Origin of the sequence: Pseudoclavibacter sp. RFBI5, from assembly GCF_002931395.1 — a bacterium.
Lineage (GTDB): Bacteria > Actinomycetota > Actinomycetes > Actinomycetales > Microbacteriaceae > Pseudoclavibacter.
Genome location: NZ_PSYA01000012.1, coordinates 35,958 through 59,035, shown reverse-complemented (window position 1 = coordinate 59,035; position 23,078 = coordinate 35,958). Strand labels below are relative to the sequence as shown.

Annotated in this window: 22 protein-coding genes and 1 tRNA gene; 14 read left to right on the top strand and 9 right to left on the bottom strand. The window is 68.6% G+C overall.

Annotation, left to right across the window (positions count from 1 at the left end; all coding sequences use genetic code 11):
• Positions 1–12: 12 nt before the first annotated feature.
• A complete protein-coding gene (locus C5E06_RS15335; RefSeq protein WP_181063003.1) occupies positions 13–1,554 on the top strand; it encodes an HNH endonuclease signature motif containing protein in 1,542 nt (513 codons plus the stop codon).
• A complete protein-coding gene (locus C5E06_RS15330; protein ID WP_104243739.1) occupies positions 1,551–2,225 on the top strand; it encodes a hypothetical protein in 675 nt (224 codons plus the stop codon). Before C5E06_RS15335 ends, C5E06_RS15330 begins: the two co-directional genes overlap by 4 nt.
• Here the strand turns inward: C5E06_RS15330 and C5E06_RS15325 are convergent.
• Both C5E06_RS15325 and C5E06_RS15320 read right to left on the bottom strand, forming a co-directional pair.
• Positions 2,222–3,913 carry an MDR family MFS transporter gene (locus tag C5E06_RS15325; RefSeq protein ID WP_104307482.1) on the bottom strand — a complete coding sequence of 564 codons (1,692 nt, stop codon included), beginning with the start codon at positions 3,911–3,913 and terminating at the stop codon, positions 2,222–2,224. The two genes, C5E06_RS15330 and C5E06_RS15325, sit on opposite strands and share 4 nt — an antisense overlap.
• 121 nt (positions 3,914–4,034) lie before the next feature.
• On the bottom strand, positions 4,035–4,622 hold the full coding sequence (locus tag C5E06_RS15320) for a TetR/AcrR family transcriptional regulator (protein WP_104300111.1): 588 nt from the start codon (positions 4,620–4,622) through the stop codon (positions 4,035–4,037).
• Between the two features lie 150 nt (positions 4,623–4,772).
• Between C5E06_RS15320 and cls the strand changes: the two genes are divergently transcribed.
• From cls to C5E06_RS15305, 3 genes are all read left to right on the top strand, one after another.
• Entirely contained in the window at positions 4,773–6,251 is a 1,479-nt protein-coding gene (cls, locus tag C5E06_RS15315; protein WP_104243733.1) for a cardiolipin synthase, read from the top strand.
• A 125-nt stretch (positions 6,252–6,376) separates the two neighbouring features.
• Positions 6,377–7,294, top strand: coding sequence for a VOC family protein (locus C5E06_RS15310; RefSeq protein WP_104244151.1), 918 nt, complete (start codon positions 6,377–6,379; stop codon positions 7,292–7,294).
• Positions 7,295–7,392: 98 nt separating this feature from the next.
• Positions 7,393–7,629, top strand: a complete 237-nt coding sequence (locus tag C5E06_RS15305) for a DUF3072 domain-containing protein (RefSeq protein ID WP_104243732.1) — start codon at positions 7,393–7,395, stop codon at positions 7,627–7,629.
• 59 nt (positions 7,630–7,688) lie between these two features.
• On the opposite strand, the gene C5E06_RS15300 is transcribed toward C5E06_RS15305, so the two are convergent.
• A tRNA-Gly gene (locus tag C5E06_RS15300) sits at positions 7,689–7,762 on the bottom strand.
• Between the two features lie 213 nt (positions 7,763–7,975).
• On the opposite strand from C5E06_RS15300, the gene C5E06_RS15295 reads away from it, so the two are divergent.
• The gene (locus C5E06_RS15295; RefSeq protein ID WP_146081401.1) at positions 7,976–8,689 is read left to right on the top strand and encodes a hypothetical protein; all 714 of its coding nucleotides are present in this window, start codon (positions 7,976–7,978) and stop codon (positions 8,687–8,689) included.
• A gap of 68 nt (positions 8,690–8,757) precedes the next feature.
• Here C5E06_RS15295 and C5E06_RS19400 read toward each other — a convergent pair whose 3' ends face one another.
• Entirely contained in the window at positions 8,758–8,931 is a 174-nt protein-coding gene (locus C5E06_RS19400) for a hypothetical protein (RefSeq protein ID WP_181058052.1), read from the bottom strand.
• 47 nt (positions 8,932–8,978) lie between these two features.
• Between C5E06_RS19400 and dcd the strand changes: the two genes are divergently transcribed.
• From dcd to C5E06_RS15280, 3 genes are all read left to right on the top strand, one after another.
• Complete coding sequence (dcd, locus tag C5E06_RS15290) at positions 8,979–9,584, top strand: dCTP deaminase (RefSeq protein WP_104300105.1); 606 nt, start codon at positions 8,979–8,981, stop codon at positions 9,582–9,584.
• A 156-nt stretch (positions 9,585–9,740) separates the two neighbouring features.
• On the top strand, positions 9,741–10,871 hold the full coding sequence (locus tag C5E06_RS15285) for a VIT1/CCC1 transporter family protein (protein WP_104243708.1): 1,131 nt from the start codon (positions 9,741–9,743) through the stop codon (positions 10,869–10,871).
• A gap of 5 nt (positions 10,872–10,876) precedes the next feature.
• Entirely contained in the window at positions 10,877–11,425 is a 549-nt protein-coding gene (locus C5E06_RS15280) for an NUDIX domain-containing protein (protein WP_104307481.1), read from the top strand.
• Positions 11,426–11,509: 84 nt separating this feature from the next.
• Here the strand turns inward: C5E06_RS15280 and C5E06_RS15275 are convergent, their stop codons facing one another.
• From C5E06_RS15275 to C5E06_RS15265, 3 genes are read right to left on the bottom strand one after another with little or no spacing between them, the layout of a single operon-like run.
• A complete protein-coding gene (locus tag C5E06_RS15275) occupies positions 11,510–12,490 on the bottom strand; it encodes a DUF4333 domain-containing protein (RefSeq protein ID WP_104307480.1) in 981 nt (326 codons plus the stop codon).
• Positions 12,491–12,538: 48 nt separating this feature from the next.
• Positions 12,539–13,444, bottom strand: a complete 906-nt coding sequence (locus tag C5E06_RS15270; protein ID WP_104300098.1) for a hypothetical protein — start codon at positions 13,442–13,444, stop codon at positions 12,539–12,541.
• Complete coding sequence (locus C5E06_RS15265; RefSeq protein ID WP_104243700.1) at positions 13,444–14,526, bottom strand: serine protease; 1,083 nt, start codon at positions 14,524–14,526, stop codon at positions 13,444–13,446. The genes C5E06_RS15270 and C5E06_RS15265 overlap by 1 nt, the downstream gene beginning before the upstream one ends.
• Before the next feature lie 166 nt (positions 14,527–14,692).
• Here C5E06_RS15265 and C5E06_RS15260 point away from each other — a divergent pair, with 166 nt between their 5' ends.
• Both C5E06_RS15260 and C5E06_RS15255 read left to right on the top strand, forming a co-directional pair.
• Positions 14,693–15,757: an LLM class flavin-dependent oxidoreductase gene (locus C5E06_RS15260; protein ID WP_104307501.1), complete on the top strand. Its 1,065-nt coding sequence runs from the start codon at positions 14,693–14,695 to the stop codon at positions 15,755–15,757.
• 3 nt (positions 15,758–15,760) lie between these two features.
• Positions 15,761–17,440 carry a methyltransferase gene (locus C5E06_RS15255; RefSeq protein WP_104307479.1) on the top strand — a complete coding sequence of 560 codons (1,680 nt, stop codon included), beginning with the start codon at positions 15,761–15,763 and terminating at the stop codon, positions 17,438–17,440.
• A gap of 45 nt (positions 17,441–17,485) precedes the next feature.
• On the opposite strand, the gene C5E06_RS15250 is transcribed toward C5E06_RS15255, so the two are convergent.
• A complete protein-coding gene (locus C5E06_RS15250; RefSeq protein ID WP_104307478.1) occupies positions 17,486–18,427 on the bottom strand; it encodes a 2-hydroxyacid dehydrogenase in 942 nt (313 codons plus the stop codon).
• Positions 18,428–18,557: 130 nt separating this feature from the next.
• Between C5E06_RS15250 and C5E06_RS15245 the strand changes: the two genes are divergently transcribed.
• Genes C5E06_RS15245 through C5E06_RS15235 form a run of 3 tightly spaced genes read left to right on the top strand, consistent with a single transcriptional unit; the run spans position 18,558 to position 22,225 of the window.
• Positions 18,558–20,006 (top strand): GntP family permease, encoded by a 1,449-nt coding sequence (locus tag C5E06_RS15245; protein WP_104300092.1) that lies wholly within the window; start codon positions 18,558–18,560, stop codon positions 20,004–20,006.
• A gap of 39 nt (positions 20,007–20,045) precedes the next feature.
• Positions 20,046–21,296: a CaiB/BaiF CoA-transferase family protein gene (locus C5E06_RS15240; RefSeq protein ID WP_104307477.1), complete on the top strand. Its 1,251-nt coding sequence runs from the start codon at positions 20,046–20,048 to the stop codon at positions 21,294–21,296.
• Positions 21,293–22,225, top strand: a complete 933-nt coding sequence (locus tag C5E06_RS15235) for a hydroxymethylglutaryl-CoA lyase (protein ID WP_104307476.1) — start codon at positions 21,293–21,295, stop codon at positions 22,223–22,225. The genes C5E06_RS15240 and C5E06_RS15235 overlap by 4 nt, the downstream gene beginning before the upstream one ends.
• A 9-nt stretch (positions 22,226–22,234) precedes the next feature.
• Here C5E06_RS15235 and C5E06_RS15230 read toward each other — a convergent pair whose 3' ends face one another.
• Positions 22,235–23,038: an IclR family transcriptional regulator gene (locus tag C5E06_RS15230; RefSeq protein ID WP_104307475.1), complete on the bottom strand. Its 804-nt coding sequence runs from the start codon at positions 23,036–23,038 to the stop codon at positions 22,235–22,237.
• Between the last annotated feature and the right edge of the window lie 40 nt (positions 23,039–23,078).

Below are 23,078 nucleotides of genomic sequence, written 5' to 3'. Positions count from 1 at the left end.
AGGGGGGATTCGATGGGCGACGACGAACACGCATTGGGTGGAGTAGCTGGTGCTGGTGCTGGTGCTGGAGTCCTCGCGGGTCTACCGGCGAGCGTTGCTGCTGTCGAGCGAGAGTCCGGCATCGCAGCCACGGCCGTCGTCACGGCGCTGGTCGACGGGCGACAGCCCGTCTCGTCGGTGCTCGACGCCGAGTTCTTCGCCGCGTTCGAAGAGCTGGCCGCTCGCAAGCGGATGCTCGACGCGACGATCTTGGAGATGACGGCCGAGCTGCTCGGGCGAGACGAGATCACGCCGGTGGCCTTCTCTGGTTCTCTGGTGCGTCGGGGTGGGTACCGGTCCGTGCACGAGGCCGTGCGGCAGACCTTCGGCCTTCGCCGAGCCGAGGCGGCCAAGCTTCGCGAGGTCGCCGAGGCGACGCGCGAGCGCATCAGCATGACGGGCGAGGCGCTTCGGCCCACACGGAGCCAGGTCGCGGTCGCGGTCGCGGAAGGGCGGGTGACGCTCTCGCAGGCGTCGGCGATCGTCGCAGGGCTGCGCGAAGCGGGCGGCAGCGTCGATATCGGCGACCTCGATCGCGCAGAGTACGAGCTCGTCCAGGCCGCGTGCGGGCTCACCCAGGAGGACGACGAGCCGGCGTCGCCGGAGCGTCTGGCCAAGCAGGCCGCCGTGTGGGTGGCCTTCCTCGACCCAGACGGCGCGGAGCCCAACGCGGAACGTCAAGCCGCGAAGCGAGGACTCTCCTTCACCCGTCACGCTGACGGCATGGTGCAGGGCAGGCTCCTCGCGACCCCGGAGCAGGGCGAGACCATCATGCGCGTCCTCGACGCGTATCTCTCGCCGCGGCGCGACCACGCGTGCGAAGCAGGCGACGAGCCCAGCGGCACCCTCGCTCCTCAGGAGGAGCCGCAGATCCGGGACGATCGCAGCTTCTCTCAGCGACGCATCGACGCGCTCGTCTCGGTCTTCGCTCAGCATGCCGAGTCCCCACGCGCGCCCCGGACCGGCGGCGAAGCGCCCACCCTGGTCATGACCGTCACGCGGGCCGGTCTCGCGGGAGCCGCCGAGACGCTGGCGGACATCTCGCGGCTCGAGCACAGCGGCGAGGCTGTCCCGGTCGAGGCGGCCCTGCGCATCCTCTGCGATGGCATCATCCGGGTTGCGCTCGTCGACGACGACGGCGAAGTCCTCAAGCTCGGCCGCAAGCGAAGACTCTTCAGCCCGGCTCAACGGAGAGCGGTCTTCGCCCGGGACGGTGGGTGCAGAGCGCCCGCGTGCGAGCTCCCTTTCGACACCGTCGAGATCCACCATGTCATCCCGTGGTCGAGAGGCGGACGCACCGACACGAGCAACGGCATCGCGCTCTGCACCTTCCATCACCACGAAGTGCACCTGGGTCGGCTCACCATCTCGCCCGCGCAGAGCCGGACGTGGAAGGTCGAACCCGCAACCGGACCCAGGGTGGCTCGCATGCGCATCCGCGAGACACCGCGCGCGGTCCAGTTCCAAGCAACACCCAGCAGTGCCGAGGAGGTGCTTGGAAAGATGAGCGCATGACAGCATTCCGAACTCGGCAGTTCCCCACCATCGAGGTAATCAGGGGGCGTTGGGCGCTCGCTGCGGCCATCGAGACCGCGATCCTCGGCGAGGGTGGCGACAACTCCCGCGCCGACGAGCACGGCTGGTTCTACTCCGACGGGGGTGGCAGCTGGGCTCGGCTCACCCCGCTCCCCGACGGCCGGGCCGTCCTTGCTGGCATCGACCGGGACCACTCCGAGACGTACAGGCGGGGCTTCGACCTCATCACCGGCATGCCCGAGTGGGGAGTGGCGCACGCCGAAGCCGCCGTCACCTCAGAATCGGGACGCCGCTGGGTGGCAGGCGGGGAGCAGCCCTGGCTCGGATTCGTCTACTGGCGCGAGAACGCGGGGGACGCCTGGCGCGCCGTTGACCACGGCGTCGCCGACGGACTCGACCGGCATCTGCTCCCCGTGCTCAGTGAGGAGCAGATGCTCGCCGCCGCCGCCGACTGGTTCGAGGGTGCCGTCATGGACCTCGACGACCCGGAATCAGCCCCCGAGCAGGTCGACGCGGAAGCCGTCCGGCGAGGCGCCGAGCTGGGCCCGGACCTCACCGCAGAGGCGCTCACTGCGGTCCTCCCCTTCGAGGGGATGCACGTCGAGGCGGCCCTCCGCGCGGCGCGCGCGTTCTCGACGGCACCCCGCTAGTCGCGGCTCCTCGGCCCGTTTGAGTTGAGCCGGGTCGAATCCACGCTCGGGGTGGCACCATCGCCCGCCTCGTGGCTCTCCCGACTCTCCCGAGCCGCCGCGTCGAGCTGTTCCGCCTCTTCCCCGCCGACCGCCTCGCCACGAGCCACAAGCCCGGCAACATCAGAGAGGGGGATCTGCTTCAGGAAGAGCGAGAGCAGGAACGCGAGTGCGATGAACGGCACCAGGTACCAGAAGACGGGAGCCAGAGCGTCGGCGTAGGCCGTGACGATCCCGTCCCGTACCTCGTCCGGCAGCTGCGAGAGCGTCTGCGGGTCGATCGTCGAGGTCGCCGTCGCCGCGTCAGCCGGGCTGGCGCCGCTCGCCGTGAAGACCGAGGTGAGGTTCTCCGTCAGTCGCGTCGTGAAGATCGCGCCGAACACCGCCGTGCCGAGTGCTGCCCCAACCTCACGGAAGTAGTTGTTCGTACTCGTCGCCGTGCCGATCTCGGCCGCTGGTACCGCGTTCTGAACGACCAAGACGACAACCTGCATGATGAGCCCGAGCCCAGCCCCGAAGAAGAACAGGAACACGCAGATGAGCCAGATGGGCGTATCCGCCGTCAACGTGGTCATCGCAACCATCGCGAGACCGGTCAGCACCGTGCCCACGATCGGGTAGATGCGGTACCGCCCCGTCTTCGAGATGAGGATTCCCGAAGCGATGGACGTGCCCATGAGGCCCGCCATCATCGGCAGCATGAGCAGTCCAGAGGCTGCGGCCGACGTGCCAGACGACATCTGCAAGAACGTCGGGACGAAGCCGATCGCCGCGAACATGCCGATGCCGAGCGTCAGGCCGATGGCCGTCGCGTTCACGAAGATCGGGTTCTTGAAGAGACCCAGCGGGATGATCGGATCCTCCGCGCGCGACTCGACGAAGACGAACATCGCCGCCGCCACGAGGAGGCCGAGGCCCCACGCCCACGTGACCATCGACGCCCACCCGTGCTGCGCATCCGCACCGAAGTCGGTGAAGAAGATGAGACAGGTCGTCGCAGCAGACAAGAAGAGCACGCCGAGGTAGTCGATGCGCTTCGTCGCCTTCTTGCTCGGCAGCTTCAGCGCCACCACGGCGATGACAAACGCCGCGATGCCGACCGGGATGTTGATGTAGAAGGCCCACTGCCACGTCAGGTGGTCGACGAAGTAGCCACCCAGCAGTGGGCCACCGACGGCCGAGAGCCCGAAGACCGCGCCGAGCGGGCCCAGGTACTTGCCGCGTTCGCTGGCCGGCACGATGTCGGCGATGATCGCCTGCGACAGGATGATGAGCCCGCCGCCGCCGAGGCCTTGGATGGCGCGGAACACCACGAACGCCCAGAAGCTGTCCGCGAAGGCGCAGCCCACCGACGCGAGCGTGAAGATCGCGATCGCGATGAGGAAGAGGTTCCGTCGCCCGAGCACGTCACCGAACTTGCCGTAGATCGGCATGACGATGGTCGTTGCGAGGAGGTAGGCAGTCGTTATCCACACCTGGTGGTCGACCCCGCCGAGCTCGCCCACGATCGTCGGCATCGCCGTCGAGACGATCGTCTGGTCGAGGCTCGAGAGGAGCATGCCGGCGATGAGGGCGCCGAAGATGGTCCAGATCCTGCGCTTCGTGAGCAGGAACTGCGGCGCAGCTGGCGCCGGTGCACTGGTGGTCATGCGTGGGTCCGTTCGAGGAGTGCGGTGCGGGAAGAAGAGGGGAGGGAGAGAAGGGTGGGGGAGAGAGGAAGGCTGGGGAGCGGGAGGAGGCGTGGCCGAGACGAGGGGGCAGGCGCCGCCCTCAGCGCTGCACTACGGCGCGCATGGCGGCGACGCGTCTGGAGACGACCGTCTCCATGTCGTCGGTGTTGTCCGTCGTGAAGAACTCGAAGGCACTCGCCCGCATGATGGACATGAGGAGCTGCACGGCTGCGGAGGCGCGAAGGTCCCCGGTCGGGAGCCCCTCTCGACGCTCGACGAGGGCGACGTCTCGCTTCTCGTCGCTCGACATGTGCTCGAGCACCCGCTTGAAGAGCTTCGGCTCCTGGTCGATGACGGCCATGACTTCGCGGATGTCGCCCGAGTTCGGCTCCGGGTCGGACTCGCGCCACCGCTCGAGTGCCAGGTGTGTCAGCGCTTCGAGGAGGTCAGGGCTCAGCTGCTCGCTCCCGGGGTCGCCGCCGGCCACGAAGCGCTCGTCGAGGTGGGTCGTGTCTCGTCGGGCCGAGATGCCGAGAACGGCGTCTTCCTTCGAGGCGAAGTAGTTGAAGAACGTCCTTCGGGAGATGCCGACCTGCTCGCAGAGCTCCTCGATCGTGAAGCCGGGAAGGCCGACATCGAGGGCGCGGCGTCGGGCCATCGACGAGATGTCGCGGCTCGTCCGCGCCATTTTGCGAGCCCGTAGATTCATTGCACTATCAGTCACTAGTGCAGTATTGCACTAATCGCGGAAAGTGCAACAAGTTCTGGGCGTGGATGCACGTCCCGCTCACGCGCATCCCTTGGCCTACGCTGTCCCCTAGTACCCCGAGGAGACCCGATGGCCGAGATCCCGCACATCACGATCAGCGCTGGCTTCATCTTCGCGATCATCGACCTGATCATCCGAGTCATCGCGATCATCGTCGTGCCACGCAATCGGAAGCCGAGCGTCGGCATCGCCTGGCTCATGGCGATCTTCCTCATCCCGTACGTCGGCGTCATCGCGTTCCTGCTCCTCGGCAGCTTCCGTCTCCCCACGAAGCGCATGGAGCGCCAGCAGGAGGTCACGACCTTCATCAACATGGCCGTCGGGAGCGTCGAGGTCGAGCCGACCAAGCACAGCGACCCGGCCTGGTTCGACTCCGTCGTCGCCCTCAACCGCACGTACACGGCCATCCCCCTCATCAGCGACAACGAGGTCGTCCTGCAGGGCGACTACGAGGAGACCATCGTCGCGATGGCCGCCGAGATCGATACGGCAGAGAAGTGGGTGCATGTCGAGTTCTACATCCTCGCCTGCGACCACACCACGCTGCCGATCTTCGATGCTCTCGACCGAGCGGTCGCCCGAGGCGTGAGCGTTCGCATCCTGCTCGACCACATCGCCTCCATCCGCGTGCCCGGCTACCGCAAGCACACGCTGTCGCGGCTCAAGGCCCTCGAGCGGGCCGGCGCCGAGTGGCACTACATGCTCCCCGTCCGCCCCTGGCGCGGCGAGTACCAGCGGCCAGACCTGCGAAACCACCGCAAGCTCCTCATCGTCGACGGCAACTCCGCCTACCTCGGCTCGCAGAATGTCGTCGACTCGACGTACAACAAACGCGGCAACATCCGCCGCGGCCTCCACTGGCACGACCTCATGGTCCGCCTCGAGGGGCCGGCCGTGCACGCCGTCAGCGCCGTCTTCATCACCGACTGGTACTCGGAGTCGGGAACGATCATCCCGGAAGACCTCACCGACGTCGAGACGATGCCGCAGGAAGCGCGGATGGACTGCCAGATCGTGCCGAGCGGCCCCGGGTATCCCAGCGAGAACAACCTCCGCCTCTTCCTCAACCTCCTCTACGTCGCCCAGAAGTCGATCATCATCACGAGCCCCTACTTCGTTCCGGACGAGTCGATGCTGTATGCCATCACGACCGCGACGGCACGAGGGGTGGTCGTCGAGCTGTTCGTCTCGGAGATCGGCGACCAGGCCATGGTCTACCACGCGCAGCGCTCCTACTACGAGGCCCTGCTGCTCGCGGGGGTGCGCATCTGGATGTACAAGTCGCCGACCATCCTGCACGCCAAGCACTTCACGATCGACGACGAGGTTGCCGTCATCGGGTCGTCCAATATGGACATGCGCTCCTTCTCGCTGAACTTCGAGGTGTCGCTCATGGTGCGCAGCTCGGACTTCGTGGAGGACCTCCGAGAGGTGCAGCAGGACTACCGCGAGCAGTCACGAGAGCTGACGATGTTCGAGTGGCGGAAGCAGCCGCTGCGCTCGACCGTCCTCGACAATCTTGCGAGACTCACCGCGGGTCTGCAGTAGCCGAACCCTGGGTGTTCGCTCCCACTCGAGCACGAGGCTCGCCGCCGTTGTCGGGGGTCGGGAGTAATTTTGCGAGTGGGCCCGACCGGGCTCAGATCGACCGACGCGTGCAGGAGCAGCGAGTCATGCAGAAGATCATCCCGAACCTTTGGTTCAACAAGAATGCCGAAGAGGCCGGCGAGTTCTACGCTTCCAGCTTCCCCAAGACGACGACGTCCGTGGAAGCCCGATACCCCGAGACCGACCTCCTCGACTTCCAGAAGGACTTCGCGGGCCTGCCGCTCGTCGTGGGCGTGGAGATCGACGAGTACCGGTTCACGCTCATCAACGCCGGCGACCAGTTCAGGCCGAACCCGTCGGTCTCGTTCATGCTCAACTTCGACCCGCGCGTGCTCGGCGGCGACGCGGCGTCGGTGCGAGCGAGCCTCGACAAGCTCTGGACTGCGCTCAGCGATGGCGGCAAGGTGCTCATGCCGCTGCAGGAGTACCCCTTCAGCCCGCACTACGGCTGGGTCGAGGACCGCTACGGCGTGAGCTGGCAGCTCATGTTCGTCGATCCCGCCGGGCTGAGCACGGCCGACGAGGCCCGGCCGTTCATCGTGCCGAGTCTGCTCTTCGGCGGAGCGGCGCAGAACAGGGCGCGCGAGGCCATCGACTTCTACGTCTCCCTGTTCCCGGATGCGCGCATCGGCACGATCGCCGAGTACCCGGCGCCTTCGGGTCCCGCTCCGGCGGGTGCCGTCATGTACGCCGACTTCCAGCTCGCCGGGCAGTGGTTCGTCGCGATGGACAACGGGGCCGGCCAGGAGTTCGGCTTCGACTGCGGCGTCTCACTCGAGGTCGACTGCGCCGACCAGGCGGAGATCGACCACTACTGGAGCGCGATGAGCGCCGTCCCGGAAGCCGAGCAATGCGGCTGGCTGGTGGACAGGTTCGGAGTGAGCTGGCAGATCGTGCCCACGAACATGGGGGAGCTCATGGCGAAACCGGATGGCTACGAGCACATGATGCAGATGAAGAAGCTGGTCATCGCCGACTTCTGATACCTACCACCGTGTGGCATCGAGGGCGCTCGGGTTCGAACACATCTTCCCAGGATTCGTCGGGTCGCCAGCCAGGCGAGCCGCATACTCTCGCCGGTATGGCAGAGACACACGAAGGTGAAATGCTCGGAGCAACCGAGCCCGATGAGAACGGCACGGAGAAGGACCCCTCGAACTGGGTCACCGGCGACGAGCCGATGACCGGCGCGCAGCGCAGCTACCTCGACACGCTTGCCCGCGAGGCTGGCGAAGAGATCCCTGCGGACATCACAAAAGCCGAGGCGTCGGAGCATATCGACCGCCTCCAGCAGAAGACGGGTCGCGGCGAGAGCTGACCGCGGCAAGAGAAAGGGCCAGGCCAGGTCGCGTCCAGCGACCGGCCTGGCCTTTTTCGTGGAGCGGATGACGGGAATCGAACCCGCGCTATCAGCTTGGGAAGCTGAAGTTCTGCCATTGAACTACATCCGCGTATTCAGCACCCCGGGGCGATGAACTCCACCATCGTACAACGAAGCCACCTGGGGGTGGTGGCGGCGCGGCCGTGAGGGCTCGCCTCGGGTACCTGTCGGACTCGCCGAAATGTTGCGGTCCAATTCCAGATCTGTCATTGTGGACCGCACGCTGCAGTGGGACCGACGTGGGGGAATCTCGGTTCACTGCTTGACACTTCCAGGGGGAAACATGAGCGATATTCTGCGCGCCGAAAAACAGGGGCCGAGTCGACGGGCGGTCGCATCCGCGGCGGCGTGGGCGCTGCCGACGATCGCCATCGCGGTCTCCGCTCCAGCCCAGGCGAGCTCAGAGATACCGGCGCAGCCGCCGGGTCTGAACGGGTGGATCGCCTTCGGCCTACCGGGCTCCGGTATAGAGCAATACACCATCACGGGAAACCCTGGTAGGGATCACGAGTACGGGGCGTACGGGCTCTGGGTGACGCACACAACAAGCAGTTCTGTCATCACGGGCACGCGAATCGTGGTGCACTATCTTCCCGGTCCGAGCTCATGGTCGCCGGGCATCTCCTCATCCTGGAGCAATCTCGACCCGATCGGCACACACGACTTCCCTGAGGGCAGGCACGTGAGCTACCAGATGACCTACCTGCGCACCATCGTGCCGACGGAGGGTGTCACGAACCTCGTCAGCGACATGTACTTCAGCGGCTTCGCTCAGCTCGACGGCCGGGCGCCCTCCCTCTACGTCGACAGATACGTGACGGTGGATGGCGTCGAGCTCGCGTTCCGGCGGAAGATCGGCACGAACGTGTACACGCCGCTCAACGACAACACCCCACCGAACATGCCGAACACTCCCACCAATCCTCGCGAGCGTCGCGCGTTCACCGCGCCTGACGGGGCGGCCGAGGAGCTCGAGGCGAACGTCATCCCAGCCTGAGGCTGCGCTCCCGAGCGCGCGGGTCTGCGCTGACACTCTGAACCCGACCGGCACCGCGCCGGTCGGGTTCAGTCGCGTTTGGCGACGAGCGCGCGGATGACGAAGAACACGATGACGGCAACCACGGCGACGATGCTCAGTCGAGCCACCATCCAGGCCAAGTGGAAGAGCACGTCGACGAGCCACCACGCGATCACGACGGCCACGATGACGCCGATGACGGTCCACACGTTTCTGCTCACGTCATCAGCCTAGCCTCGCGCATCCGCCGACCAACTAGGCTGACGACGTGCTTCTCAGCGATCGCGACATCAAGCAGGGCGTCGAAGCGGGCCGTATCGGCCTCGAGCCGTACGAGCCCGGGCTCGTGCAGCCCTCGAGCATCGACGTGCGCCTCGACAGGTACTTCCGGCTGTTCGACAACCACAGGTACCCGTTCATCGACCCGGCAGAGGAGCAGCCGGAGCTGACGAGGCTGGTCACGTCGAAGCCAGACGAGCCGTTCGTGCTGCACCCAGGCGAGTTCGTGCTCGCCTCCACGTTCGAACGCGTCACCCTCGGCGACGATGTCGCTGCTCGGCTCGAAGGCAAGAGCTCGCTCGGCAGGCTCGGGCTGCTCACGCACTCGACAGCCGGATTCATCGACCCCGGCTTCACGGGGCACGTCACGTTGGAGCTGTCGAACGTCGCGACGCTCCCCATCAAGCTCTGGCCCGGCATGAAGATCGGCCAGCTCTGCTTCTTCCAGCTCTCGAGTGCCGCGGAGCACCCCTACGGCTCCGCGATCTACAGCTCCCGCTACCTCGGGCAGCGCGGCCCGACCGCTTCGAGGTCGTTCATGAACTTCACCCGTGCCGACGTCTCGGTCACCGAGGCGGGCGCGGCCGGCGAGTAGCTCGAGAAAGGCGGCGAGGCGCTCCGCTCCGGTGCGCCGAACTTCTCTGCGAGGTTGCGGAAACCGGGGCGTGCGCACGTAGCGTTGGGGCAACGTTGTCAACGATGCCCGTGCTCCATTCGGGCTCGAGGCGTCCCCACGAAGGATGCATGGCCCATGCCGCAGACACCACCCCCGCAGCCGCAGCGCGGGCCCGGAACCGGGGATCTCTCCCGCGAGCCGAGCGCTGCCGACATTCGCCGCTGGCGCCGCTACCTCGCCGATGAGCGCGCCGAAGGGTCCGTGTACCGAGACCTCGCGGCGAAGCGCGAGGGCGAGGAGCGTGAGATCCTGCTGGGTCTCGCGAGCGCCGAGGTGCGGCACGAGGAGCACTGGCTGAGCCTCCTCGGCCCGGCGGGCGACGGCGGGGTGCGCGCACAACTCGGCACGCGCCTCTTCGGCTGGTTCGCGCGCCGCTTCGGCTCTCTCTTCGTGCTGGCGCTCATCCAGCGAGCAGAGTCACGTTCGCCGTACGAGCGCGAAGCGGACGCGACCCCCGAGATGGCGGCAGACGAGCGCATCCACGAGGAGGTCGTGCGGGGCCTGGCAATGCGCAGCCGCTCCCGCATGTCTGGCGGTTTCCGGGCGGCGGTGTTCGGCGCCAACGACGGGCTCGTCTCGAACCTCGCCCTCGTGCTCGGCATCGGCGCGACCGGTGCGCCCACGGTGATCATCCTCGCGACGGGCCTCTCCGGGCTCCTCGCCGGAGCGTTGTCGATGGCGGCGGGCGAGTACGTGTCCGTCCGCTCGCAGCGTGAGCTCCTTGAGGCGTCGACGCCAAGCCCGGATACTCCCCAGACCATCCAGCGGCTCGACGTGAACGCGAACGAGCTGGAGCTCGTCTACCGTGCCCGCGGCATGGGCGAGGACGAGGCTCGCAGCTACGCGCACCGCGTGTTCGCGCTGCAGGGCGCCGACCCGGAATCCGGCCCGATCTCGCTGCAGTCCGCCGAGGAAGAGCACGAGGAGCTCGGTACCGCATGGACCGCGGCCCTCTCCAGCTTCTGCTTCTTCGCCGGCGGCGCGCTCCTCCCGGTGCTTCCCTACATCTTCGGAATGAGCGGGATCTCCGCCGTGGTGGTGTCCGCGGCGGTCGTCGGAGTCGCGCTTCTCTCGACGGGCGCCATCGTCGGCGTGCTGTCTGGCGGTCCGCCGTGGCGTCGCGCCGGACGCCAGCTGCTCATCGGCTTCGGGGCCGCGGCCGTGACGTACGTGCTCGGCCTCGTCTTCGGAGTTGCGGTTGGATAGGGCCCATGCCCATTCCTGAGTTCGTCGCCGAGCTGCGCGCCAAGATCGGGCCGGAGCATCCGCTCTGGCTTGCTGGTTCGACTGCCGTCATCATCCGCCCCGCGATGGCACCCGCTGGTGTGTCCGCTGCCAGCGGTGAGGAGGTGCTGCTCGTGCGGCGTTCCGACAATGGGGTCTGGAGCCCGGTGACGGGCATCGTCGACCCGGGCGAGCATCCGGCGACGGCTGCCGTGCGGGAGAGCCTCGAGGAGGCGATGGTCGAAGTCCGCGTCGAGCGGCTCGTGCGCCTCAGCGTCTCGCCGAAGATCGTGCACGCGACGGGTGACCGCGCCCAGTACTGCGACCTGGTCTTCCGCTGCTCCTGGGTGTCCGGGGAGGCGGCGGTCGGCGACGACGAGTCGGTGGATGTCGCCTGGTTCCCCGTGGATGCCCTGCCCGAGATGCCCGAGCATCTCGCCTCCCGTGTGGCCGTCGCCGTCGCGGACCGGCCCGAGTGCGAGCTGCTCGTGAATGGGGTGCCGCTGCCGATCGTCGGACCCGGAGGCTCTCGGTAGGCGTTCTGGCGCCGGTCGCCGGTGCTCGTGCTGGCGCGCGCGCCCGTGTGAGTGCGGGGTGCGGGTGGAGTTTCCCCTGCCGGGCTACTCCGGGGCGCCGACGACGACCTGGCCGTCGGCTGACGAGACGGTGACGGTCACGGACTGCTCCTGCTCGGCGTACGTGAACGTGCATTGGAACTCGGCGCCTTGATCGGCCTTGACCTGCTCTGGGCAGACGACGTCGGTCACCTCGACGAGGCCGAAGTCGTCTTGCAGCACGCGCGTGACCTCAGCCTGCAGCGGCTCCGCGGCGAGCACGCTGCCGTTGCTCTGTCCGATGAAGTAGCCACCGAGACCTGCGATGAGCGCCGCCACGGGAATCGCGAGGATCAGGAGCAGACGAGAGTTGCGCTTCGGCTTGCCTGCCGGAGCCAGCCCTGGCCCTGGCCCGAACTGCTGGCCTTGGACGCCGGGCCCTTGGGTGCCTGGTCCTTGGGTGACTGAGCCTGGGTAGCCAACCGGCGGCTGCTGGTAGCCGAAGCCCTGCTGTGTCGAGGATGCGGGAGCTGGCGCCCCGTAGGTGGCGCTCGGAACACCGTAGGCGGCGTTCGGGGTCGCATACCCGGAGCCATACCCGGAGCCGTACCCGGAGTCGGCTCCAGGCCCGAAGCCGGACGCCGATGCCGCGTGAGCGCCGGGACCGTACGCGCTGGGGGTTGACCTCGCGCCTGACGCCGTCCCGAACTGGCCGGTCTGGCTGGTCTGGCCGACCTGACCGGCGTTGCTCGCACCTGGCGTCGCCGATGCGGCCGGGTACCCGGGCTGGGGGTACGGCTGGCCGTACTGGGAAGGCTGCTGATGCTGTGCCGGCTGCTGGCCCTGACCCTGCTGGCCCGGCGCATATTGCTGGTTCTGGCCCTGGCCCTGGTTCTGGTTCTGGTTCTGGTTCTGACCGTAATGCTGTTCCGGCCCCGACCCCTGGCCGGGCCCGTGCGGTCGATGAGCCTGCTGCCCCTGCTGCGGGTCGCGCGGATCGTTGGGGTCGCGCGGCCTCTGCGGGCCGCCCTGCGGTGGGAAGGTCATCGTGGTTCCTCCAGCTTGCTTGCTGCGACGTGCATGAGCGGGCCCGGCCTAGCCGGTTCTCGCGTTCCCGATCGCATCCCAGAACGCGCTCGCCTGATCTGCAGTCACATTGGTCACGTACTGGGGCGCGAGCGACGCGGGGTCATCCGGCAGATCGTCGGCAGTCGGCGTGCCCGTGATCTCGAATCCGAACTGCACCTCGACGTCGAGCGATGCCGCATCCATCGTGCCGTTCACCTCGATCTTCTGCACGATGCCATCCGTGCCGACCCACACGTGCAGGGGGAGCAGCGTGCCGAGCTCGTCGTCGCTGAGCTGCGAGCGGAGGTCGTCGCCCAGCGTGTACAGCCCGGCCTCCTCGAGCGAGTCGAACGTGACCGCCGACGTGAAGTGCTTGCTGCCATCTGCCGAGACCTCGAGCTTCTCGGGAAGCTCCTCGCCGTTGCTCTCCTTCGACAGCTGCCATGCCTTCACCAGATTGCACATGTAGATGACGGTGCCGAGGATGCACGTGCGCTGCGGGTCGTTCGCGCGGTCGAGGTCGCCCATCGGCAGGCGTGCCCACGGGGTCGAGACGACCGTCGTGTACGCGCTGCCGAAGAGGTAGTAGGTGTAGTCGCTGCCAGCGATGTGGACCTCGTCGATGGAGGTTCCCGCCTCGGCGGTCGACTCCTTCGTGACGTAGGACGCGCCGACCACGCTCGTCTCGTGCTGTGTGCTGAGCGTCGCCCCGGTCGAGGCCTTGCCGTGCGTGTAGGCGGTGGCGGAGAAATTCTCGACCTTGGCGAGGCCCTCGACGAGGGAGTCGCCGAGCAGCTCCGCGCCGGTGTCGGCGTGGTACTCGAGCTTCGCCTCGTGGTTCGCGACCGCTGTCGGGGTTGTCGTCGCGCACCCGGAGAGCACGAGCCCGACGAGCAGCGCGGTCGCACCTGCGATGAGGCGTTGGGTGCGCATCAGGACCCCCCGAGCTCGTTGTACAGCGACAGCGCGGTCTGGCCGAGCACCGAGCCCTCCCACCGGAACGGCGGGTTCGCCGACGAGAGGACGGTCGACGAGGTTGCGGCGACGTAGCCGGCCCCGATCGCCGTGTCGTAGTAGACGAGCCAGGCCCCACCCGAGCCTCCCGGCGTCATGCTGCACATGTGGGTGTATCCGCCTGCTGAGCCCTCCCGCCACTGGCTGGAGGCGCACATGTACTCCTCAGAGCCGTCGTAGGGGCTCGCACTCGGATAGCCGACCTGCGTGATCGCCTTGGCCGGGACCCCGAAGGCGATGCCCTGCCCGCCCGTCACGTCCTGGATGCGCTTGCCGTCTTTCTCCTCCATCACGAGGAACGCGAAGTCGTTGTTCCAGCCCTCCCCGTACACGCCCTGGTCGCCGTAGTTGGCGTTGTCGAGGAAGTGCTGCGGGATGCTGTAGTCGGTGGCTGCCCAGCGACCGTACGGCTGCTCGGCCCCGTCGCCGCGGTCGCCGGGGATGAAGACGACGTTGCTCGCGATGGCCTTGTTGCTCTCGAAGTCGACGAGGCAGTGCGCCGCCGTGACGACGATGTTGCGCTCGCCGGAGTTCACGACCGTCGCCGAGCACACCGCGAGACCGCTCGCGAACGACATGTACAGGCGACCGAAGGTGGATGCGCCGAGCCCGGCACGGTCGTAGGGCACCGCCTCCGAGACATCTCCGTAGCCGTTCGCCGACTCGGCAGCGGGCACCGGGGTGGTCGGCGGGACGAACGCGCCGGTCGCCGGGTCGCCGACGCCGACCGTGATGCCGTTGTCTGGTGCCGTGTAGTCGAAGCCCTCGGCGTTCTTGAACATGTCGGGGTCTGACCAGAAGTCGTGCGATTCCTGCGCCGAGGACTCGAACGAGTCGCGCAGGCTGACCGTGCCGCCCTCGATGGGCGCGTCGACGGCGTCGTACCCGTTTGCCGAGGGAGTCGCCGTCGCGCTCACCGAGCACCCCGCGAGCAAGGCGACCGCAGCGAGCGCGCCGATGCTCGCGAGCAGAGCCCGTGGTCGGCGACGGTGTCGGGTCATGGGGTCTCCTTCGGCACGCTGGGTATGCCGTTCGTTGTCATGCTACGCAGAGCCACCGACACTCAGGCCGCGAACCTGCCGAAAACCCCGGTGGTGGGGACTTCTCCCCGTGAGGCTGCCGAGGCCATCCAGGAATAGCGGCCGGATGGTGCGCGTTGCCCCGACCATGCCAGGAACGCCCACGCTCTCCGTGCTCGACCTCATCCCCGTCGCCGAAGGGCAGTCGAGTGCCGACGCCGTGGCCGCATCCGCCCGCCTGGTGCGGCGAGCCGACGAGCTCGGGTACCACCGCTACTGGGTCGCCGAGCACCACAACACCGAACTCGTCGCCTCGACGACACCGCCCGTGCTGCTCGCGGCCCTCGGCGCGGGCACGCAGCGTATCCGCCTCGGCTCGGGCGGCGTCATGCTGCCGAACCACGCACCCTTCGTCATCGCCGAGCAGTTCGCGACCCTCGAGTCGCTCTACCCCGGGCGCATCGACCTCGGACTGGGCCGCGCGCCCGGCACCGACCCGTTCACCGCCGCCGCGATGCGTCGCGATCTCTCCCGTGATCGCGTCGACGAGTTCCCCAACGACGTGCTCGAGCTCATGGGCTATCTGGGCGACGTGAGGGCGGAGCACGACCGTGAGGTGCTCAATCGCCTCCGAGTCAGCCCGGGCGCGGTGACGAACCCCCAGATCTGGCTCCTCGGCTCGAGCCTCTACGGGGCAGAGCTGGCCGCCGCCTTCGGCCTGCCGTACACCTTCGCGCACCACTTCGCGATGCACGCAGACCCCAAGGCCGCCGCCGACCACTACCGCGACCACTTCGTGCCGTCGCCCGTGCTCGCCGAACCGCACTTCATGGTGTCGGTCTCCGCGATCGCCGCGGAGACGGTCGAGGAGGCCACCCGCCTCGCGCTCCCCAGCAGGGCGGCCATGCATCAGATCCGGTTCGGCCGCCCTACGAGGGTCCTCTCGCCAGAGGGCGCCGCCGCGTACGCGGACCGGATGCAGGACCGCTCCCTCTACGACGCGACGACCGGCACGCAGCTTGTCGGGACCCCCGAGATGGTCGCCGACGGCATCGACCGCCTCATCGAGCGCACGGGGGCCGACGAGGTGATCCTCGCCGCCACGACGCACGACGTGGAAGTGCGGATCCGCACGATCGAGGCGATCGCGGAGCTGCGCGACCCGGCAGCCTGGGAGCCGCGCGCGGCTGTCGGTGCACATCCGCATAATTGACGGGTGACTTCCCACGCGCGCCATGCCTCTTCCGCCTCCACTCCTGACGACTTCACGTTCGACGACCCGAGCGACGCCCCCGACAGCACCGACGAGGCGCTGCTCCGCGCGCTCGCGGTGACGTTCGCCGGCGCTGGCTTCACCGTCGACGGGGTCGAGTCGCGTCTGGGGGCCGAAGCGGCGGATGCGCTGCACCGTGACCTGCTCGAGCCTGCGTCGTTCGCCCTCTCGCGTGAGCCGGACGACGCGCTCTCCGCGCTCATCCGCCTGTTCGTGCTCGCGGAGACCGTCGAGGCGGGCGACGTCCCGGCACTCGACGAGTTGCTCGCGGCCCGCCTCGTTGCTCGCGTCCCGCGCCGGAGCCCCACGGAGTCGGCTCAGGAGGCCAGCGCCGAGGAGCTCGCGGACGAGCTCGTGGTCGCACTCGTCGACGTGCGCCCGTACGCGAGCGAGGGCGTCAACGGCAGCGTCGAGATGTGGGTCGCCTCCGACCTCGGCGGTGTGCAGCTCGGCCGCGACCAGCCGCTGCGCCGCGACCACGTCGTCGGCATCGGGCCGGCGACGACGCTGCTCGCCCAGCTCACCCCGCGGGAACCCGTCGCCCGCGCGCTTGACCTCGGGGTCGGCATGGGCGTGCAGACCATGCACCTGCTCGCTCACACCAGGCACGTCGTCGCGACCGACATCTCGGAGCGCGCCCTCGCGTTCGCGAAGTTCAACCTGCTGCTCAACGCCGAGGCGCTCGGCATCGCCGCCGGTGGCCTCGAGGACCGCGTGAGCCTGCGCCTCGGAAACATGCTCGAGCCCGTCGCCGGCGAGCACTTCGACCTGTTCGTGTCGAATCCGCCGTTTGTCATCACGCCCCGACGCGAGGGCGAAGGCGGAAGCGACCAGTACACGTACCGTGACGGTGGCAAGCCGGGTGACAGCATCGTCGAGGGGCTCGTGCGCGACCTCGGCACGGTGCTCGCTCCGGGCGGCGTCGCCTGCATGCTCGGCAACTGGGAGGTGCGGGAGGGCGACGCCAACTGGCACTCGCGCCTCGAGACGTGGCCCGCGAACGATGTCGACCTGTGGGTCGTGCAGCGCGAGGACGCGACACCGGTGGAGTACGCCGACATGTGGTTGAAGGATGCGGCTGAGAACGCCGAGCTCTCGAGCTGGCAGCACGCCTTCCGCCGCTACCTGCAGGACTTCGCGAGCCGCGATGTCGAGCGCATCGGCATGGGCATGTTCTTCCTCCGCCGCACCCACGAGGGCGCCGTCGGCGGTCCGCTGCGCCGCTTCGAGCACCTCACGCACGCGCTCGGCCACCCGCTCGCCGCGCACATCCGCGACGGCTTCGAGGCCATCACCTGGCTGCGCGGGGTCGACGACGACGAGCTCTTCGACGAGCCGCTCGTCGTGGCCGCCGACGTGACCGAGGAGCGCCACTCGCGGCCAGGCGACGAGGACCCGAGCATCATCATGCTCCGCCAGGGCGCGGGGTTCCGCCGCACCATGTCGATGTCGACGGAACTCACCGGCTTCGTGTCGGTGTGCGACGGGGAGCTCGTCGGGTCGCAGATCGTCACCGCCATCGCATCGCTCGTCGATGTCGAGGAAGAGGCCCTGCGCGCGAGCCTCGTGCCCGACGTGCGCGAGCTCGTGGCGCTCGGCTTCCTCGAGCCGCGCTGGCGATAGGAGGTCAGCCGGGCCGGCGACGCCGAGCGTGCTCGCTTCCCGCCGTCATGGGTGCGCCACGACGTTCTCCGGCGCCTCGCCGGCCAGAAGCGCGCGCAGCTGGCGGTCGATGAGTGCGACCATGCGCGCATGCATCGCCGAGGAAGCGCCCCCGACGTGCGGGGTGATGAGTGCGCCGTCGAGATCCCAGAGCCGGTGCCCCGGCGGCAGCGGCTCGGGGTCGGTGACGTCGAGGGCGGCCCGGATGCGGCCGGCCTCGAGCGCGGCGATGAGCGCCTCCGTGTCGATGACTGGTCCGCGCGCGACGTTCACGAGGAGCGACCCCTGTCGCATCGCGGCGAGGAAGCTCGCATCGACGAGGTGTCTGGTCTCGTCGGTCAGCGGCACCGTGAGGATCACCACGTCTACCCCGGGGAGCAGCGCCTCGAGGCTCGAGATGGGGTGCACGCGGTCGGGCCCGCCATCGGCTCCGCGGGCGGAGCGCGCGAACCGGAGCACGTTCGCCTCGAAGCCGCTCAGTCGATGCTCGATGGCCTTGCCGACGCCGCCGTGTCCGACGATGGCCACCGTGCGGTCGGCGAGGCTCTGGCCGGGCTGCTGGTGCCACACGTGCCGCTGCCCCGCCGTCGTGTACTCGGGGATGCGGCGGAGCGACGCGAGCGTGAGCCCGAGTGCGAGCTCGGCCGTCGAGGCCTCGTGCACGGAGCGCGCGTTGGCAACCGTGTGACCAGCGGGCAGGTGGGCGAGCACGTCCTCGTACCCGATCGTCTGGGCCTGGACGAGTCGCGTCGTCGTGCGCCCGAGGCTCGCGGTGAGGCTCGGGTCCTGCTGATAGGGGAGCACGACGAGGTCGATGTGCGGGGCGGGTGACGGCGTCGTCAGATCCCAGGTGATGCACTCGAGGCTGGCGGCGATCTCGAGCTGCGTGATCGAGGCCGCGAGGGCGGGGGTCGGCACCGAGACGAGGAGCTGTTCGCTGCGGGTCACGATACGGGCTCTTGCTTACATAATGAGTTCATGCACATAATGTAAGCCAGACGCGGTCCCAGGCCAAGCAACTCCTGTTCTCCCCCAGCGAGGCCGAGACCGCGCGAGACCCCACCTCGATTGGACGACAATGACGTCAGAGATCATCACGATCATCCACACGGCGATCGCCATCCTCGGCGTCGTCGTGCTCATCACGCGCTTCCGGCTGAACCCCGCCGTCGCCCTCGTGATCGGCTCCCTCTACCTGGGACTAGCCACGGGGCATCCGCCGACCGAGACCATCGGCACGATCACCGGCGGCTTCGGGGAGATCATGGCCGAGGTCGGCCTCCTCATCACCTTCGGCGTGCTGCTCGGCTCGATGCTCAGCGAGATGAACGCCATCCAGCGACTCGTCTCGCATCTGCTGCGCATCTTCGGCCCCAAGGGGCTGCCGTATGCGATGGGGCTCACGATCGGCACCGTGCTCCAGTCGATCTTCCTCGACGTGCTCCTCGTGATCTCCGCGCCGCTCGCTCGCAAGATGGCGCCGCTCATCGGCAAGCACGGCACGCCACGCATCGCGACGGCCCTCGCCATCGGCCTCGAATGCGGGATCGTCTTCATGGTGCCCGGCGTCGCAGCCCTCGCGCTCGCGGGCGTGCTCGGTGTTCCCCTCGGACAGATGCTGCTCTTCGGCCTCATCGTGATCGTGCCGACCATCGTCATCTCGATCTTCATCATGACGCTGCTGTTCCGCATCGGCTTCTGGAAGGAGAAGCTGGACGAGACGCAGCCCGTCGAAGGTGAGGACGGAGCGGACGACAGCATCGACGCCTCCCCAGAGCCCGTCGCGCCCCTCAAGACCGAGAGCATCCCAGTCGGCGACCGACTCAGCAAGGTCGGCGGCGTCCCCCGCGGCGTCGCCGTCGCCGAGCGCACCACGACCTCCGAGCCGAAGCTCATCCTGCTCTTCGCGCCGCTCCTGCTCTGCCTCGGCCTCATCGCGACGGGCGCGATCCTGCAGATCGTCGGCGTCGAGATCGACGCGCTTGTCCTCGTGACCGACCCCGTCTTCGCGCTGCTCCTCGCCGTGCTCGGCACGAGCATCATCGGCAGGCTCACGGTCGGCGGCAAGGCGGTCGAGAAGTCGGTTGTCGCGGGCTTCCGCGAAAGCGGTCAGATCCTCATCCTCACGGGTGTGGGCGGTTCGCTCGCGGCGACCGTCGCGGCGACCGGCCTCGGCGACATCCTCGGGCAGGCGTTCAGCGCCAACAGCTTCGCGCCGCTCCTCATCGTCTGGGCCATCGCGGCCGTGCTGCACATCGCCGTCGGCTCGGTGACGATCTCGGCGATCACCGCCGCAGGCATCCTCGCGCCCATCGCGTCCGTCATCGGCCTCGACCCGATCCTCATCGCCCTCGCGGCGGGAGCCGGCTCGCTCTTCGCGGTGCACGTCACCAGCAACACGTTCTGGCTCCTGCAGTCGTTGCTCGGACAGACGACACGGGGCACGCTCAAGACATGCACCGTCGGTGTGTCCGTCGCCTCGGTGGTCGCGTTGCTCGTGACCCTTGTCCTCAGCATCTTCATCTGACCCGCACGCACCGACCGATCACGTCCGGAAAGGACCGACATGCACACCAACGCCAAGATCGCCCCGCTCGCGGGAGTCCGCGTGCTCGAGCTCGGGAACTTCATCGCAGCCCCGACGGCAGGGCGGATGCTCGCCGACTTCGGCGCCGAGGTCATCAAGGTCGAGCGGCCCGGAACGGGAGACGAGTTGCGCTCGTGGCGCCTGCATCCCGGTGCGACGACGTCCATGCTGTTCCACACCATCAACCGCAACAAGAAGTCGATCACCCTCGATCTCCGGACCGAGGAGGGGCGGGATGCGGTGCGCGCGCTTGCCGCCGACTGCGACGTGGTCCTCGAGAACTTCCGTCCGGGCACCATCGAGCGGTGGGGGATCGGGCCGGACGTGCTCAACGAGATTAACCCGGAAATCGTCATCGGCCGTATCTCCGCTTTCGGGCAGACGGGGCCCCTCTCGAGCCGGCCGGGGTTCGCCGCCGTCGCGGAGGCCATGGGCGGGTTCAGGAACCTCGTCGGCGACCCGGACCGCGCCCCGGTCCGCGTCGGCGTCTCGATCGGCGACTCCATCGCGGGCGTGTACGCCGCCTACGGCGTGATGATGGCGATGTTCCAGCGCGAGCAGCGCCGCGGCGCCGGCCTCGGTCCCGCGCCGCTCGAGGAGCGGGTCATCGACGTCGCCCTCAACGAGGCCATGTTCTCGATGATGGAGTCGCTCATCCCCGACTACCAGGCGCACGGGGTGGTCCGTGAGCGGGTCGGCGGGCGGATGGAGGGCATCGCCCCCACCAACGCGTACGTGTGCGGGGATGCGAAGAGCGTCGTGATCGCGGGCAACGCCGACGCGATCTTCGTGCGCTTCATGGGCATCATCGGGAGAGACGACCTCGCCCGCGACCCGGGCCTCGCGACCAACAATCTCCGCTGGGACCGGCGCGACGAGCTCGACGCCGCGATCGGCGCGTGGACGGCGACGCTCCCCGCCGAGGAGGTGCTCGACATCCTCGACGACGCCGGCGTCCCCTCTGGTCCGATCTACACCGCCGAGGACATCAGCGCGAGCCCGCAGTACGCGGCCCGCGACATGATCCAGAAGTTCGACGTGACCGACGGAGACACCACCGTCGAGGGTGTCGGCTTCCCCGGCATCGTCCCGGTCCTCGGCGGCGCCTCCCTGCCGATTCGCACGCTCGCGCCCGGGCTCGGCCAGGACACCGAGGCGGTGCTCGCGGCCTACGCGGGCCGCAGCGGGCAGACTCAGACCGACGACAACAGCAAGGTGGACGCACGATGAGCCAGAACCCGATCACCTCCGCGCGTCTGCGCGACGTCACCCTGCGCGACGGCCTGCAGCTCACCGGCAAGCTGCTGTCGACCCAGCGCAAGGTCGAGCTCGCGCGCGAGCTCTTCTCGGCCGGGGTGCCAGAGCTCGAGATCGGCTCGATGGCGCGCGGCGACCTCGTCCCGCCCATGGCCAACACGCTCGAGGTCATCGAGGCGCTCACCCCGGAGGAGCTCGAGCACAGCTGGGTGTGGGTCGCGACCCCGCGGCACATCGAGAAGGCCGCGGCCGCCGGGGCGAAGAACTTCCAGTACTGCCTCTCGGTCTCCGACGCCCACAACCAGGCGAACATCGGGCGGACCACCGACACGAGCCTCGCGGCCATGCCGGACGCCGTCGCCCTGACCCATCAGGCCGGCGGGCGCATCCAGCTGTGCCTCGCGACCTCCTTCACGTGCCCCTTCGACGGGCAGGTCGACCCGGACCGGGTCATCCGGATCGCCAACGACCCCAGGGCCGAGGGCGCTGAGGACATCGTCATCTGCGACACCCTGGGCCAAGCGCACCCCGGACAGGTGTCCTCGCTCATCTCCAGGGTCGTCGCCGAGTCGCCGAAGCGGGAGATCGTGTTCCACGGCCACGACACCTGGGGTGCGGGCGTCACGAACTCGATCGCGGCGGTCCTCGCGGGTGCGAGCGTCGTCGACGGCGCGCTCGGAGGGCTCGGCGGATGCCCGTTCGCTCCGGGGGCCAGCGGCAACACGGCCACGGAGGACCTGCTCTTCGCGATGCGCCCCGAGTGGCTCACCCCGGCGGCGTTCGCCCAGATCGTCCGCGAATCGGAGGCGCTGCTCGTCGACCTCGAAGAGCCGAACCGATCGAAGGCCCGCCAGGGCGCTCGCTCCAAGGCCCCCGCGTTCGAATGGGTCGTGCCGGCGTAGGCTGCGCCGCTACTCGGCGGGAGCGCGACCGCCGATGAGGCGCGTCGCGCGTTCGGCCGTCTCGACGAGCATCGGAGCCCAGTCCTCGAGCATCTTCGGCTGGATGCGGGCGGCCGGCCCGCTCACTCCCAGCGCCATCCGCACCCGTCCGCTCGGCTCGAACACCGGGGCTGCCACCCCGACGAGGCCGTCGATGCGCTCGTTGCGGGTGATCGCGAACCCGTCTTCCCTGGTCTGCTCGAGCACGGCTCGCAGCTCGACCGGGTCGGTGATGGTGCTCGCCGCGAGGTCGGGGATCGGCCCGGCGAGGATGCTCTCGCGGAGGTCAGCGTTCCAGGCGAGCAGGACCCGCCCCGCGGAACCGACCGTGAGCGGCGCGACCTTGCCGACGTGGACATCCTGCTTCAGCTCATGCCGCGTCTCGTCGACGGCGATGCAGACGCGGTAATCGTCGTCGGCGCGGAAGAGAGTCGCGCTCTCGCCGGTCGCCTGACGCAGCTCGCGCAGGAGCGGCGCGAGCAGGTCGATCGCCTTGATGCCGCGAACGGCTGGCGCAGACCAGTACGCCATCCGCAGCCCGATCCGGAACCGGTCGTCGTCGCGGTCGAGGAAGCCCTGCGCGACGAGGTTCGTCACGAGGCGCTGCGTCGTGGAGGTGGGGAGACCGGTCTTCGTGCGGATCTCCGCGAGCGACAGTGAGGGCGACTCAAGCGTGAAGCTGTCGAGGATGTCCGTGATCTTGCCGAGCACCAGCAGCGGGGCGACGCCCGAGTTTCCGGTGGCTGGCGGGGCTGCGCTGCCGGAATCAGTCATACATGGAATCTAGAGCATCGGCTCGCTCGATCGCCCACGA

Excerpts from the sequence above, each read along its gene's own strand:
- C5E06_RS15325 (WP_104307482.1), bottom strand. The coding sequence starts at position 3,913 with ATGACCACCAGTGCACCGGCGCCAGCTGCGCCGCAGTTCCTGCTCACG.
- C5E06_RS15260 (WP_104307501.1), top strand. The coding sequence starts at position 14,693 with ATGCCAGGAACGCCCACGCTCTCCGTGCTCGACCTCATCCCCGTCGCC.
- C5E06_RS15245 (WP_104300092.1), top strand. The coding sequence starts at position 18,558 with ATGACGTCAGAGATCATCACGATCATCCACACGGCGATCGCCATCCTC.
- C5E06_RS15320 (WP_104300111.1), bottom strand. The coding sequence starts at position 4,622 with ATGGCGCGGACGAGCCGCGACATCTCGTCGATGGCCCGACGCCGCGCC.
- C5E06_RS15285 (WP_104243708.1), top strand. The coding sequence starts at position 9,741 with ATGCCGCAGACACCACCCCCGCAGCCGCAGCGCGGGCCCGGAACCGGG.
- C5E06_RS15330 (WP_104243739.1), top strand. The coding sequence starts at position 1,551 with ATGACAGCATTCCGAACTCGGCAGTTCCCCACCATCGAGGTAATCAGG.
- C5E06_RS15235 (WP_104307476.1), top strand. The coding sequence starts at position 21,293 with ATGAGCCAGAACCCGATCACCTCCGCGCGTCTGCGCGACGTCACCCTG.
- C5E06_RS15270 (WP_104300098.1), bottom strand. The coding sequence starts at position 13,444 with ATGCGCACCCAACGCCTCATCGCAGGTGCGACCGCGCTGCTCGTCGGG.
- C5E06_RS15265 (WP_104243700.1), bottom strand. The coding sequence starts at position 14,526 with ATGACCCGACACCGTCGCCGACCACGGGCTCTGCTCGCGAGCATCGGC.
- C5E06_RS15310 (WP_104244151.1), top strand. The coding sequence starts at position 6,377 with ATGCAGAAGATCATCCCGAACCTTTGGTTCAACAAGAATGCCGAAGAG.
- C5E06_RS15305 (WP_104243732.1), top strand. The coding sequence starts at position 7,393 with ATGGCAGAGACACACGAAGGTGAAATGCTCGGAGCAACCGAGCCCGAT.
- C5E06_RS15280 (WP_104307481.1), top strand. The coding sequence starts at position 10,877 with ATGCCCATTCCTGAGTTCGTCGCCGAGCTGCGCGCCAAGATCGGGCCG.
- C5E06_RS15275 (WP_104307480.1), bottom strand. The coding sequence starts at position 12,490 with ATGACCTTCCCACCGCAGGGCGGCCCGCAGAGGCCGCGCGACCCCAAC.
- C5E06_RS15230 (WP_104307475.1), bottom strand. The coding sequence starts at position 23,038 with ATGACTGATTCCGGCAGCGCAGCCCCGCCAGCCACCGGAAACTCGGGC.
- C5E06_RS15295 (WP_146081401.1), top strand. The coding sequence starts at position 7,976 with ATGAGCGATATTCTGCGCGCCGAAAAACAGGGGCCGAGTCGACGGGCG.
- C5E06_RS15335 (WP_181063003.1), top strand. The coding sequence starts at position 13 with ATGGGCGACGACGAACACGCATTGGGTGGAGTAGCTGGTGCTGGTGCT.
- C5E06_RS15240 (WP_104307477.1), top strand. The coding sequence starts at position 20,046 with ATGCACACCAACGCCAAGATCGCCCCGCTCGCGGGAGTCCGCGTGCTC.
- cls (WP_104243733.1), top strand. The coding sequence starts at position 4,773 with ATGGCCGAGATCCCGCACATCACGATCAGCGCTGGCTTCATCTTCGCG.